The sequence below is a fragment of the Oscillatoria sp. HE19RPO genome, assembly GCF_024220515.1.
Lineage (GTDB): Bacteria > Cyanobacteriota > Cyanobacteriia > Cyanobacteriales > Laspinemataceae > Laspinema.
On record NZ_JAMXOT010000310.1, the window covers coordinates 1 to 13,457 of the forward strand.

Below are 13,457 nucleotides of genomic sequence, written 5' to 3' on the forward strand. Positions count from 1 at the left end.
TCCAAAAAATAAAACCTTCAAAAAACCCGCAGGCTCAAGCCTGGAGCTACACGGACAAAGCCCGCCTGCGCGGGCTAAAAGAGCCTTGTTAGGTGCGATCGCATCAAAGCAAGGATGATTTATTTGTTGGAATCCCCTAAGGGCGAACACTAAATGTAGAGGCGATTCGCGAATCGCCTCTACATTTAGCTTTTAATATTAGAGATTGCGTAAGTCTTGGAGGTAATAATGAAGCATTTGCTAGGTTTCGGGAGGCAGATCCTCCAATTGTGCAAAACAATCCAGGAGTGCGAGCATCTTGCTCGCTATTTTATCGCTATTTTATCGCTATTTTCCTAATTTTTCCCTCCCCCTACGTCAAAACCTGATAGATATTTACGGGTTGTTCTCGTCCTTTTAATTGGACGCTGCCGATACATTGGGTGGGAAATTGTCCTTGGATATAGTGATAGGTTTCTTCTCCGATTAAAATCCGGCAAATCCCCCCATCTAAGGTTTTATCGTAACTTTCCAAGCGGGCGGCGATGTTGACTGTATCTCCTAATACGGTATAATTTAACCGTTGACGAGAGCCGAGACTCCCGGCGAAGACATTGCCGGTGGAGATGCCGACACGCATGGCGACGGTGGGACGACCTTGAGCTTGCCATTGCTGATTGAGCAGTCGCAATTTTTTTCCCATCGCGACGGCACAAGCTACAGCGGCGATCGCATCTCCAGCGATTTCATCCGGTCGAGTCCGGGGAATGGGAACCCCAAACACCGCCATAATCGCATCCCCGATAAATTTATCCACCACCCCATCATGATCTAACACAATCCCCGACATGGCTTTCATATACTCATTCAGCCACAGCATTAAGGTTTGGGCGTCGGTTTGTTCGGTAATTCGGGTAAACCCTTGCAGGTCGGTAAAGAGGACCGTAGCGGTCATTTGCTGCCCTAAAATCTGCCCTTCTTTGAGTAATTCATGGCGACTATTCCACACCGCTTGAGCAATTTTTTGGGAAACGTGCTGACCCAACAAATTCATCACCGTTTGGCGGTTTTCACTCTCAATATAAGCAGTATAGCCGACCATTGCCACCGCTGAACTGATTAATGCCAATAAGGGGGGAACAACGGGTATCCACCACCCCGCTAAAAAGACTAAAAATCCGCCGCCAATCGACCCTCCTGAGACTAGGGCTAAGATCATAATTTTGGAGCGAATTCGCAAGAATCTCCAGCCTAATATTGCACCCACCCCAGACCAGAGTAAAATCCAAAATCCCTCCACGGGGTCGGACCAAACGGCGATCGAGCGTCTTCCATCCAACGCCCCACTCAATAACTGGGTCACTGCATCGGCATGAACTTCTACCCCCGCTGGTGCGGTGAGATAGCTATTGCTATAGGAGGTAAAAAATCTATCTTTAAGACTCGCTGCGGTAGAGCCAATTAAGACAACGCGATCGCGAAAAAAATCCGGTGGAATACGGTTTTCTAAAACAGCGGTCATGGAGACGGTATCAAAGACATGACATTGGGCGAGGCGGTTGCGGCAAACATGATTACGGGGGTTAAACAAAATTTGAATACCTCCGGCATCCACGCCCACATACCCCCCATCATTTGTAGCCAAGCGGACCAACGAAGTTTTTCCCAACCCCAGTTTATAGCGTTCGCGGTCTAGTAATTCAAATCCGATTCCCTGGGGTTTTAAATACTCTAAGGCCAATTTTACAGGAAAACTATAAACTGTTTTATCATTTACATCTTTAAGGGACAGTAAAATCCTTCGGACTTTGCCATCACTGTCTAATAAGATATCGGCGGCCCCCACCTGTCCGAGTTCGCTTAATTGAGTGGGAGGGTCAACAGAATCCCCATAAGCATCTCCGATTATTTTTTGAATTCCGATTAAATTGGGGGTTGAAGCAAATACCTCCATGAGCTGCTCATGTCCCGGTTCTACCGGAAGGTCCCGATAAATATCGAGTCCTATGGCGGCAGGTTCATGACTTTTCAGGGTTTCCAGTAATTGGGCTAAAATTTGGTCAGAAATCGGCCAGGTTCGAGTCCGTTGAATGTCCAATTCATTGATGGCAATAATGGCAATCCGCGAATCGGTGGGTTCCAGAGGACGCCACCGAAAAAATAGGTCAAGGGTGGCCCATTCTAGTAGTTGCAAGACGCCTAAACTTCGCAAGGCGATGGTCAAAAGTGCCACGGTGGGGGCGGTGATGAATACCCCGCGCCATTCCCACAAAACCTGTTTAAATTTTTTGGCGGTTACCTCGGGAGACTGTCCGATCAAAAAGCGGGGTTTGGGGACATTTCGATTAAACATGAGCGCAGGGAGAGAGGTTCAATCAGGCGATCGCTCCTGGATCGCCCAGAAGTTTCTCGAACCGAGGTTCGTTGATTACGGGTTGAGCAGGAGTTGATTCTCCATTTCACAGCATTCTATAAAGGGTTGGTTAACCAGAGAGTCGAGATTAACCGCCTCAGAACTCAACAGTTCATCCCACCCGATTTTTGCTTCTGGGGAAAAATTAGTGGGGGACTGTTGGATATCCGCTAACAGTTCCAGGTTGGGATACCAAAAGCCATTTTTTCCGTAAATTTCAGCGCGTTCCAGGGGAGTGGCGGCATTTTCCAGGTCCGCCATTAAGCTTGGACTCACATCCATTGGTTGAATCCATCCCGAGACGAACAAATCGGCAGCGCGATCGCTCGGGTCGCACAAGATACTAAAGTACCATCGATAATACTCGCCACTTTTTAAATTTAGCTCCTGGAGAGGAACTGTGAACCGCATAATCCCGGGGGTATTCGTGAGTTCCACCATCATCTGATAAAGCTGTTCTATCCCCGTCTCATCTTGTAGGACAAATTCCCCGCTGAGGGCTGAAGTTGAGGGCAAATAAATAAAAAAGGTAGTGGACTCTCCTGCCGGGGTTAACCCCACTCCAGAGGAAGGCATCAAGGCAATCAGGGGTTCAGGGGGAATCTCGGCATCAACCGGACATTTGCCGCGAATTCCATTATTAATGGGAATCTCGCCCAATGGCGGTTCGAGCAGAGGGGGCTGATAAAAGCGGGTTCCTCCTGCCGAACCCTGTAAGGGAGAGGGCTGATCCGGTGGTGGGTCCAGAGGGTCCCCTTGGGTGAGGAGTTCCCCGAGTCGGGTGTGGCGGGGGAGTTCTCCGGTGGGGGTGCTTGCCTGTAGGGGTGTTGACAGGCGAGAGACGATGGCGATCGCTACTAATACGGCGAACCCAATGGGAATTAGAGATAGAGGGGACTTTTGCCCAGGCATAATACAACGCTCTCCTGTATGAATGAATTAAATTTTAATAGGGAAATTTGGTCTTTTATGTCTTAGTCTCTCATTCAAGTTGTTTTGTTCTCTAAAAAAAAAGGTTAACAGGGATTTGCGCTAATTTATCGCCGGTGTACTCCTGAAAATAGGATACAGTCATCCCGGGGAAAGCGCTTACTTCCGGGGGAACCGGATCTGAAGATATGTCATAAGGGGGAAGCAATGGAGGGACGATTGTGGATCACAATGTAAGGCAGTATCCTTGACCTTTGATCATCCAATCATGTTAAAACAAATCCCAATCCAAGTAAAACTGAGGAGGACGGCTTACCTAGGGGGGTTTCTCTTAGGTGCGATGATGGCGATCGCTTCGCCGATTTTCGCACAAGAAGAGATGCCGATGCCTCAATCCTCACCGGCAACGGAGGAGAGTACAGGGGGGTTGACTGACCCCTTTTTTGCCGATGTCATTGTACAAGGCAGGCCGATTTTCCAAGTTGGCAGTGTGGGAAATCTGACGGCAAGAGAGCGCGCACAGATTATCAACCGACGCCTCTCCAGTTTGATGGGTCAAGCTGGAACTGTAGACTCGATTACCGTTCAGTATAATCAGGCGCAAAATTATGCAACCTTGCAAGTCAACAACCGCGTGATTATGACCGTAATCGAGCAGGATGCCGAGGATTTTGGGGTTGAAAATGCTCAAGTTTTAGCCAATCAGTGGGCGGAGGAATTAAATCAAGCTCTCGATCGTCCTCCCTTGGCGATCGATGTCGCCCAACGCCTCAATGCCACGGTGCGAGGTTTACTTCAAGATGCCATTGGTAACTTACCCTCGTTGGTGGGAGCATTAATTGTCATCTTATTAACCTGGGGTGTGGCTATTTCTGTCCGGCGGATTGCCTATAGTTGGGCGCAAAAAACTGAAGGCGATCGCAGCACAGAATTATTGATTTCTCGATTGGGCTATGGGGCAATTTGGGTTGTTGGTTGGGTGATTGCTTTGGGAGTTTTAGGTCTGGATTTTGCTGCCTTACTCGGAGCATTAGGACTCACCAGCGTGGCTATTGGTTTTAGTTTAAAAGATGTTTTAAGTAATTACATTGCCGGAGTTATTTTACTCGCCGTTCGTCCCTTCCGCATTGGAGACCAGATTGAGATTAGTGACTATGAAGGCACTGTCACCGAAGTTAAACTCCGCACCACGACGATTAAAACCTATGATGGCCGATTGATTTATATCCCCAATCAAGAAGTTTTTTCATCCAGTATTACGAACAATACCGCTTCACCTCGGCGACGCACTTCGGTGATGGTTGGCATTGATTATGAAGCCGACATCAACCAGGCCAAAGCCGCGATTTTAAAAGCCCTATCCGAACTTGACTTAGTAGAACCCAGTCCGGCACCAGAAGTCCTTGTTCAGGAATTGGCTGCCAGTACAATTAATTTAGAAGTTCGCTTTTGGGTAGATTCGCGACGAGCAGAGTTTCTGGAAATGACCTCTCAGGGCGCTCAAAGAATTAAAGAGGCATTAGACGCGGCCAATGTTGAAATGCCGACGGAGATTTATACCCTAACTTTCCGCAATTTGCCTCCCTCGATTTCCGCACAGATTAATTCATCTCCACCGGAAGGCTAAAGCCTGGGACTACCGGATTAAGGCCCGCCTGCGCGGGCTAGAAGAGAACTCAAAAAATAGAATTATCTGATGGATTTTCGAGCGGATTCCCCCCAGGGAGATGGAACGCAATGATAGAGGGGATTGTTGCCGTGAGATTGAGCCAATACCTATCTAGGGACTGATTGGGAGTTAAAAGTTTTTTGTTATAACTAACTTATAATAATACCACAGTTTTTACTCTATTTGGAGATTAAATCATGAGAAAATTTACTCAATCACACTTACCCACCACCTTTGTGAGTTTATTGGCGATCGCCGGAGGATTACTAACGGGAACCGCCCAAACCGTTGCCGCCACAACTCCCTCCTGGCAACAGGCACAAGCAACCCAGAGTTTCTGCCGTCGCACCCTCGCCCCTTCGGGTTTGATTATTCGTCAAGGACCGAATCCCACCAGTCCCCAGGTCGGATTTGTTCCCTTTGACGAACAAGTGACTTTAGTCCAAGGATTTGAAGGCATCCAAGGACCTAACGGACGCCAATGGGTCGAAATTGCTGCCCCGGTGCGCGGATATGTATCCAATGGCTATGGCAATGCCAGCAATTTGGGCTACTGTGTGGAACAAGCGGGAACAACTCCCGTAGTGAGTACGGAAGCAAACCCGGTTAACTTGTGCCGAGAAGTCAACAGCGATCGCGCACCCCGAGGGTTAGCCATTCGCGAAAACCCCTCCCGCCTTTCCACCTACAAAGGCGGAGTTGATGCCGAAGGACGAGTCACCTTAGTCGAAAATTATCAACTCATCCGAGATCTCAATGGCGAACCCCGAGATTGGGTGCAAATTACGTTCCCCATTAATGGTTATATTTCTGCCGGAAGTTTAGCCGCCTGCCCTTAAGGTTAATGAGGGTTAATTGCCATAAAATCATCCCTCTTTTATCTGAAAAAAGGGGGATAATTTTAGAAACCAGACTGACGCAAAGTTTGAAAGTCAACCCTAAATGTAGAGGCGATTCGCGAATCGCCTCTACATTTAGCTTCTAACGTTAAAGATGGCGTCAGTCTTGAGAAAGTCAACCTGAATGAAATCCAGCCATAAGTCACCCAATCTCAGAATTATTCTAATACAGCAACGGCTTCGGGCAGCGGTTGATACATCGAACTAGAAAAGGGCTGGAATCCTTCCCAATCAACAGTCAAATGGCAGAATAACCGCATTTGCAAAAAGGCCGGTGGCGGATTAACGCGCTCTACGGTAATCGTTACCGCATGAGGATTCTGCTGGAAAACTTCAAAGATATCCTCTCGCAAATATCTGGGGCAGTAACCGACTAAATGAGCATCTTCAGTCCGTAACATCAAGGCAAGGCGATCGAATTCATTCTGGAAGTCGTGCATCAAGAATAAACGATCGCCCACTTGCAGAGTCAGAATGCGATCGGCACTGGCAGAAGGCAAATATCGTAAACCATGAGTAAAAAAGTAGAGATGATACCGTCCGCGATCGTCTAATTCCGGATAGGGAAACAGGGCAAAATGATCCGTAACCTTGGTCCCCCCACTGCGAGAAAGCATGGCCATTGGGTCGTATTCCGACTCGGGCAGATTTAACCAACTCATATAATCGGGATAATCAGGACGCGATCTTCTTAAAATTCGATTGGAGAAAAAGGGAAAGAGGTTAGGAGATTCATAGACTTTTTCTAAATCTGGAAAAGAGAACAATCCTGCAAAACCTGATTTTTCCCGCGCCTCTTTAACCCCTTGGAGATAACGAAATTGATAGGAATCTCCCGAGTGAGTTAATTGGGCGATCGCAAACCAAGCTCGACTCCTGGGATCTTGCCAAGCAATAAACAATTTTTTTAACATAACCCCTCTTTTACAGCATTTTCTGGACTCATAAAGTGCAAGCCTCGAAACAGCCATTCCCTTGTCAAGCACTGAAGACAGAAACAATTTGCACCTCAGCAGACTAAAAACCATCTAGCTGCATTAGTCTCATTTTATTACAATTTAAGATTTCTTGAGAAAAAGAAATCGCAATGGGAGTGATTCTATCTCCCGGGATTTGCTTAAACAGTGCATCAGTATCAGCTTCTGACACAGCGGATAACCGCTTCAGCCAAATATTAGCAGCATCAGGATACTGTTTTGCAGCTTCACAAAAGGCATCAAAAGTTTTCATCGGGGATTTGTCTTTCGGATCCGCATAAAGTGCTGACCTACATTTATTGGCATAAGCAGTAACAGCGCGATTATTGAGTTTCTGTTGCCGCTTAGGGTCCAGTAATTCGCGTCCGAGGCTCGATGCGTGGTCATAACTAGGAGCCAAATAGCTGAGGGTTTGAGCCGTTGAGGGTGAGGTAAGCTCGACACTTCCCCAGTTTTCGTGATGACGATCGCTATTTCCGATCCAAGCATCTAACAGTAGATAGCCTACAAATGTCTCTACGGCTGTCTCGATTCCTACTGGGGGATTCCAATTCATTGGAGGGTTTACCCCCGTATTGCAAATGGCATCTAATACAACATTTAGGGTATGTTCTGATACTTGAAAAGCAAATTTGGGATATTCCGGCATCATTCGAGCCAGAATTTCATTACCTAACGTGAGTTTTCCACTTTCCGGTAGAAATGAGGGTGAAACTGTGCCGCGAATAGCTTTCCAGCTTGCTAACTCAATCTGAGCATGAGGTAATCCCAGTAATTTACATAATTCAGCCGCTATTTTTTCTGACCAATCTTCTCCTGTATTGGGACGAGATTGTTTATAAAGGCAATTACCCAATTCAGGATGGTTAAACCAGAACTTGTATTTAGTCCCGAGGTGCTCTAGTTCTTGATTCGCATTTTCTGGAATTTTGATAATGGGGAATAGGTCTGACATTAATTTAATTTCATAAATTATATTTGTCAATTTAATTTAAATGCTTCCCACCTGATTTTGTATTGTAGAAAAGCAATTAAAACTCCATAGATAACAGTGAATTGTAGTAATTTAATTATCTTTTTAATGGGATTCGTGATTGCCTCCACCCTTACAAAAATTTTTTACCTTTAGTCCAGATTTATTGTCTCTACCCCCCAACCCTCCTACTCAGACGCCAAGTTGGTGAGCCATTGATCCGCCTCTTTATACTTGCGAAACTTCTGCTCGTCTTGGCGAAATTCTGGGGTATGGACATTCAAGCGCCCATTCACCCATTTTCCCTCATGCTGTTTGTGGAGCAACTCGTGATACAAGACGAACTCAACCACATATTGCGGAACTCGATCGCTGTCTAAGCTAATACTCAATACCACGCGATCGCGTCCGCGTTCGTAATGGCCGAATTTGCGGGTGGTAAAGGACCGATTCCAGCTTAGGCGCGGTTTGACCATTTTGCCCCCAAAATACTCTCGGTTAATGGTGTGAAACAGGCGATCTAAGTTGTAGCATTTCCCTTGGGGATTCTCAGCTTCTGTATCCGCCATAACATCCAGTTCTAACACCACTTCGCTGTATTCTTCTGAAAGAGCATACTTTTTAATCGCTTGACTATCTTCTTGATTTTTGCCCAGAAAGGCTAATCGAACCAGGGCGGCTAAAATCTCATCCGTGGCGTTGACAAAGGCTGCATTGATTTGGGCTTTCGCCTCTAAAGGCCCAATCTTTCCTTTGTACAAATGGGTGATATTTGTAAATTCAACTGCAATGGTTTTGCAGGGATGCTGCATCTGACTCCACAGCATTTCTTCGGCCAGTTTCTGGGTACGTCTGGTGGCACTGAGATGGCGTTCTAAATTGAAGGAGTCCGTTAAAAACTTCATCCAAGCATAAATCTGCCTGGAGGTTTTATTTAATAGGGCTGGGGTGGCATTCTGTTGAGTGCAGATTCCTTCGATTGTGGCAACGGTTTCTTGAAGACTCTTGAGCAGTTGCTGTTTTTGTGAATGACTGTTTTGGGGATTAGCAACAATGGAGGCGACTGCGCCTAAAACCTGTTGTTGTTGATTGCGAATATTTTTCAGGCGAATCGGTTGTACGGATACTGCCGGACTATTCTGGGATGTGACAGGGAGGTTAGCTAAGTCGATTTGTGCCAGGAACTCATACGCTTTGCGCGAGGGCGTCGGGAGTTGCGCGGGACTCATATTGGCATTGGCACAGATTTCTTCAATCTTGCCGAGAGTTTCTTGGATGAATGCCTGAAAACTCAGCAGGCGACTGGGGGGGATTCCTGCTTGTAACTGACTTCTGGCGATTTGTGCTGCTTTGACGATTCCCTGAATCCGAATCATGCCGTTTCCTCCTGGGGCGATCGCCCTGGCGATTCATGTTTGAGGGTAACAGCAAAGTGCTTGTCCCTGCAAATTCTTAACCGAGAGTGATCCCCAGATGACTGACCCTTGTCATCGAAAGAAAATTTTTAGGGCTGAATCTGCGATTGCCAATTCATAATTACGGATAAAATATTTATTTATTGCAGTATTTTTGATTTTAATTTGACTACTGTTTTGGCTGAAACCCTTGTGGGCTAAGGATTTTAGGTATAAAATTGCAAATATTAACATAATATTAAGATTGATCCCCAAAAATGTAACAAAAGGTTAATATCAAAGAGAGGGTTGCACTCAGCGCAGCCCAGTGCGGCGGTAATTTTATAAAAAAGAGGCTCTGAACAATGGCTCAACTCCAGGCTCCCGAAACAGCTATAGGTAATGCTACTGACATTCTTTGCTGCTACGTTAACATTACAAGCAAAATTCAGATTATCCGAATCTGTAATATTGCCAATTGGTATTTTGAACGGGTGATGTTTCCCGGACAACGGCTGCTGTTTAAGGCCCCTAAGCAGTCCCTGTTAGAAGTGCATACCGGAGGAACCGCAGGGGCGATTCTCTCGGATACGATTCCGTGCGATCGCCTGATTTGTGATGAATAGAAACAGGGTTAACTTGCTATTTTTTTTTGAAAAATGTAAGAAATGATGGGTAACCACAGATTACACAGATTTTCACTGATTAAATCTGTGTAAATCTGTGTAATCTGTGGTTAATTTTTTAAAAAGGATTGGTGATGAGTGAACTTCGTGCTTTGATTTTTGATGTGGATGGGACTCTGGCTGAAACTGAGCGAGATGCTCATCGTCCCGCCTTTAACCGGGCATTTAAAGAGGCGGGATTAGATTGGGAATGGTCGGTCGAGTTTTATGGAGAGTTACTGGAGATTGGTGGAGGAAAGGAACGCATCCGCCATTATGTTGAGCAGTATCAGTCAGATTTTCCGATTCCCAATCAAGATTTAGATCAGTTTGTTGTGGATGTGCATGAGATTAAAAATAAGTATTTTGGTCAGTTGGTGGTGGATAGAATCCCCTTACGTCCTGGGGTGATGCGGTTGATGCAGGAGGCGAAACGGGAGGGGGTTCGTTTGGCGATCGCCACGACTTCTGATCCCCATAATGTTGAGGCGTTGTTAAAAAGTGCAATTTCGCCGGATGGTCCGAGTTGGTTTGAAGTGATTGCTGCTGGGGATATGGTTCCAGTTAAAAAACCTGAACCGGATGTTTATCAATATGCACTTCAGGCTTTAAATTTACAACCGGAAGATTGCTTGGCGATCGAGGATTCTAATCAAGGATTATTAGCGGCTCAAGCTGCTGGGGTTAAAACGGTAATTACGGTTAATAATTATACCCGCAATCAAGATTTTTCTGGGGCAGAATTGGTGATAGATTCTCTTGGGGAACCGGATGAACCGTTTACGGTTTTATCTGGGGATGCCGGTGAGGCGACTTATTTTGATTTGGCATTGGCGCGAGAGTTGCATCAGCGGGGGTGAGGGTTGTCTCTCGCGCGAAACCCTTGCACCCGGAAACGACTGAAGTCGTTACTACGAACATTAGAGAACATTAGAGAAAAATGTAGGGGCGATTCGCAATTCGCCTCTACATTTGTTTTTATAGGGAATCAATTTTTCGGGCAGTTTCTGATAGGTTAGCTTCTCGTTGACCTTGCGATCGCGCTTGGACACAGATTAAACCGATGGGAGTCGAGAGGATATCGGCGAGGGTGGCTTTTTTGGTAATTGCTTTTAAAGTATTCAGGGGTAACTCTTTTAAAACCCATCGAGTTAATCGATACAGATATTCCCGTTGGTCCAACTCTCTCATCAAATCAATCCCGTGCAATTCATGTAAATAGCGATTGGACTTGCCATATCTGCGCCATTGACTTTGTAATTCTTTCAAGGTTGTTCGATGGCGATGTTTGACGATCGCAGTTGGGGCAAATTCTAACTTCCATTCGGTTTCTCTGAGAATCCGCCAGCAGATATCCGCATCTCCTCCCGTTGTCAGATAACTGCGAAATAACCCAACTTCGGCAAAAATTGAGCGGCGAATCCCCAAGTTAGCCGTTTGTCCGTAGGGACAAAAGGGATGAGCTAAAGTATGTTTTTGGGAGAGAGTTTCTTCCCGTTCGGAATGTTGTTCTAGGAGGGTATTTCCCGGTAAGGCGGCAATTTCTCCGACGACAATGCCAATTTGAGGGTTAACAAAGGGCTGAATTAAGGAGAGTAACCAGTTGGGTTCGGGGCGACAATCGGCATCGGTAAAGGCGATGAATTCCCCCGTAGCGGCGCGGATGCCGGTGTTACGGGCGGCATAGGAACTCTGGATTTGCGGTTCGCTTAAGGGACGAAGGGTGATTTCCGGGGTATTTTGAACCGCATCTTGGAGGAGGGTTGGGGTGCGATCGCTGCTATTATTATCCACCAGAATATATTCTACTTTCTGTGGGGGATAAGTTTGCGATCGCAGGCAGTCTATCAAGTCCGGTAAATCTTTTTCGCCATTATAAACCGGCACCACGACGGATACCGGGGGCAAAAACGAGGGAGGCATCGGTTGGGGTGTTGTTCCAGCGTTCATAGGACGGTATCATACCAAATCCGGTTGTTAAAAGTTGATTTCCTGGATTAGCCCGCGCAGGCGGGCTTCGTCCGTATAGCCCCACCCTTGAGGGTGTGGGTTTTAACAGACTTTTTTAACCCATTTTAAATGACAATGGCGCACAATCGTGCGCCATTGGAGGGGAGTCATTGCGCCAAAGCTGAACGCGAATTAACCTAAAGTTAGACCGAGGATAGCCAGAACCCCACAAATCACATAAAATGCAGCGACGATTTGCAATTCTGACCAGCCACTCAGTTCTAAATGATGATGAATTGGAGCCATTTTAAATAACCGTTTGCCAATCCCATCCGGTCCTTTGGTTGCTTTATAATAAAGCACTTGGGCAATCACCGAGAGGGATTCCACAAAGAACAATCCACTAATGATAAATAACGCCCAAAGACTATCACTGGTTAGGGCAACGGCAGCTAAGGCCCCGCCCAAGGCCAGGGAACCCGTATCCCCCATAAAGACCCGCGCTGGGTTGCGATTATAGGCGACAAAACCGATACAGCTACCACTGATGCAGGCACAGAAAATTGCTAAACCCGGATGGGTGGAGGCGACTAATGCACCTAATCCCAAAAAGGCAACTGCCCCAGTTCCGCCCATCAATCCATCCACGCCATCGGTTAAATTTGTGGCATTACTTTCCGCAACCAGGACGAATTCGGCTAGGACCCAGAAGAAGAAACCTAAAGGCAAAACGATGCCAAAGGGGAGAGTAATATTGGTAATCGTTGGGGGTTGAGTTAACGCTAATCCCAAACAAAAGAGTGCGCCGAAACCGAATTGTAAGGCTAATTTCATTTTGGGAGAAATGCCTTTATTCGACTTGCGCCTCAGAATTTGCCAGTCATCCAACCAGCCAATAAAACCATAACTGAGGGTGAGGGCGACTGCGGCAGTCGCCTCCGGTGCAAACCCCGACCAAATCAGCGCCACCAGAGTTGCCACCGGAATAAAAAACACCCCGCCCATTGTCGGAGTGCCTGCTTTTTTCAAATGACTTTGAGGACCATCCTCTCGAATCACTTGTCCAGTTTTGAGCCGTTGCAGGGCGGGAACCACCCAGTACCCAACCGCAACCGTTGCCAAAGTACAGGCAAACAGGGGGAGGGTCAAGGTTTCACCAAAATTGGCGACTCTCCCACTCAACCCATCCAGGATGAGCGATGCCCCAGTTACGGCAACGGTTAAGAGCCAAAATAAACGAGTTCCTGACAGGTTCAACGACTGAACCGATCCCATTTTTGCGTCCACTGATTTAATATCCTCACTCCACACAGACTGTTACTCCAAGCTCGGCGATCGCTTCTCCGGTGAATCTCCATTAAAAAATGCTCCAAAACCGCACAACAGGTTCAAGCGGGTGCGAATTGCTCTAAGAGACCTCCAAAAAATAAAATCTCCAAAACATTCGTTCGTAGTAGCCCCGTCAATGGGGCGCATCCAGCAGTTAGGGGAGGGGCCTTTACAGGTCGGGGTGAGGGAGACAAAGGGCCTGGACAGGCTGGACTCAGGGAAAGGTCCAGGAAGGAGTAGAATAAAAAAAGGGAATGTGGGTAAACACATTCCCAGCTC

Annotated in this window: 10 protein-coding genes and 1 pseudogene; 4 read left to right on the top strand and 7 right to left on the bottom strand. The window is 46.7% G+C overall.

What is annotated here, in order from left to right:
• Positions 1 to 352: 352 nt before the first annotated feature.
• Entirely contained in the window at positions 353 to 2,332 is a 1,980-nt protein-coding gene (locus NG833_RS24580; protein ID WP_254567908.1) for a CHASE2 domain-containing protein, read from the bottom strand.
• Positions 2,333 to 2,407: 75 nt separating this feature from the next.
• Complete coding sequence (locus tag NG833_RS24585; protein WP_254567909.1) at positions 2,408 to 3,304, bottom strand: DUF928 domain-containing protein; 897 nt, start codon at positions 3,302 to 3,304, stop codon at positions 2,408 to 2,410.
• A gap of 286 nt (positions 3,305 to 3,590) precedes the next feature.
• Between NG833_RS24585 and NG833_RS24590 the strand changes: the two genes are divergently transcribed.
• Both NG833_RS24590 and NG833_RS24595 read left to right on the top strand, forming a co-directional pair.
• On the top strand, positions 3,591 to 4,949 hold the full coding sequence (locus tag NG833_RS24590; RefSeq protein ID WP_254567910.1) for a mechanosensitive ion channel family protein: 1,359 nt from the start codon (positions 3,591 to 3,593) through the stop codon (positions 4,947 to 4,949).
• Between the two features lie 239 nt (positions 4,950 to 5,188).
• A complete protein-coding gene (locus NG833_RS24595; RefSeq protein WP_254567911.1) occupies positions 5,189 to 5,830 on the top strand; it encodes an SH3 domain-containing protein in 642 nt (213 codons plus the stop codon).
• Positions 5,831 to 6,048: 218 nt separating this feature from the next.
• On the opposite strand, the gene NG833_RS24600 is transcribed toward NG833_RS24595, so the two are convergent.
• The 3 genes from NG833_RS24600 to NG833_RS24610 form a co-directional block, all read right to left on the bottom strand.
• Entirely contained in the window at positions 6,049 to 6,804 is a 756-nt protein-coding gene (locus NG833_RS24600; RefSeq protein WP_254567912.1) for an HIRAN domain-containing protein, read from the bottom strand.
• A gap of 103 nt (positions 6,805 to 6,907) precedes the next feature.
• Positions 6,908 to 7,822: a hypothetical protein gene (locus NG833_RS24605; protein ID WP_254567913.1), complete on the bottom strand. Its 915-nt coding sequence runs from the start codon at positions 7,820 to 7,822 to the stop codon at positions 6,908 to 6,910.
• Between the two features lie 206 nt (positions 7,823 to 8,028).
• Positions 8,029 to 9,216 (bottom strand): M48 family peptidase, encoded by a 1,188-nt coding sequence (locus NG833_RS24610; RefSeq protein WP_254567914.1) that lies wholly within the window; start codon positions 9,214 to 9,216, stop codon positions 8,029 to 8,031.
• Positions 9,217 to 9,599: 383 nt separating this feature from the next.
• Here NG833_RS24610 and NG833_RS24615 point away from each other — a divergent pair.
• Both NG833_RS24615 and NG833_RS24620 read left to right on the top strand, forming a co-directional pair.
• A pseudogene (locus tag NG833_RS24615) lies at positions 9,600 to 9,857 on the top strand (DUF1830 domain-containing protein); the annotation flags it as partial.
• A 137-nt stretch (positions 9,858 to 9,994) separates the two neighbouring features.
• Positions 9,995 to 10,759: an HAD family hydrolase gene (locus NG833_RS24620; RefSeq protein WP_254567915.1), complete on the top strand. Its 765-nt coding sequence runs from the start codon at positions 9,995 to 9,997 to the stop codon at positions 10,757 to 10,759.
• Positions 10,760 to 10,877: 118 nt separating this feature from the next.
• Here the strand turns inward: NG833_RS24620 and NG833_RS24625 are convergent, their stop codons facing one another.
• The gene (locus tag NG833_RS24625; RefSeq protein WP_254567916.1) at positions 10,878 to 11,849 is read right to left on the bottom strand and encodes a glycosyltransferase family 2 protein; all 972 of its coding nucleotides are present in this window, start codon (positions 11,847 to 11,849) and stop codon (positions 10,878 to 10,880) included.
• A gap of 192 nt (positions 11,850 to 12,041) precedes the next feature.
• Entirely contained in the window at positions 12,042 to 13,124 is a 1,083-nt protein-coding gene (gene mraY / locus NG833_RS24630; protein WP_254567917.1) for a phospho-N-acetylmuramoyl-pentapeptide-transferase, read from the bottom strand.
• Positions 13,125 to 13,457 lie beyond the last annotated feature (333 nt).

What these genes read in the sequence shown, in the direction of transcription:
- NG833_RS24580 (WP_254567908.1), bottom strand. Translation starts at nt 2,332, where the DNA reads ATGTTTAATCGAAATGTCCCCAAACCCCGCTTTTTGATCGGACAGTCT.
- NG833_RS24585 (WP_254567909.1), bottom strand. Translation starts at nt 3,304, where the DNA reads ATGCCTGGGCAAAAGTCCCCTCTATCTCTAATTCCCATTGGGTTCGCC.
- NG833_RS24590 (WP_254567910.1), top strand. Translation starts at nt 3,591, where the DNA reads ATGTTAAAACAAATCCCAATCCAAGTAAAACTGAGGAGGACGGCTTAC.
- NG833_RS24595 (WP_254567911.1), top strand. Translation starts at nt 5,189, where the DNA reads ATGAGAAAATTTACTCAATCACACTTACCCACCACCTTTGTGAGTTTA.
- NG833_RS24600 (WP_254567912.1), bottom strand. Translation starts at nt 6,804, where the DNA reads ATGTTAAAAAAATTGTTTATTGCTTGGCAAGATCCCAGGAGTCGAGCT.
- NG833_RS24605 (WP_254567913.1), bottom strand. Translation starts at nt 7,822, where the DNA reads ATGTCAGACCTATTCCCCATTATCAAAATTCCAGAAAATGCGAATCAA.
- NG833_RS24610 (WP_254567914.1), bottom strand. Translation starts at nt 9,216, where the DNA reads ATGATTCGGATTCAGGGAATCGTCAAAGCAGCACAAATCGCCAGAAGT.
- NG833_RS24620 (WP_254567915.1), top strand. Translation starts at nt 9,995, where the DNA reads ATGAGTGAACTTCGTGCTTTGATTTTTGATGTGGATGGGACTCTGGCT.
- NG833_RS24625 (WP_254567916.1), bottom strand. Translation starts at nt 11,849, where the DNA reads ATGAACGCTGGAACAACACCCCAACCGATGCCTCCCTCGTTTTTGCCC.
- mraY (WP_254567917.1), bottom strand. Translation starts at nt 13,124, where the DNA reads ATGGGATCGGTTCAGTCGTTGAACCTGTCAGGAACTCGTTTATTTTGG.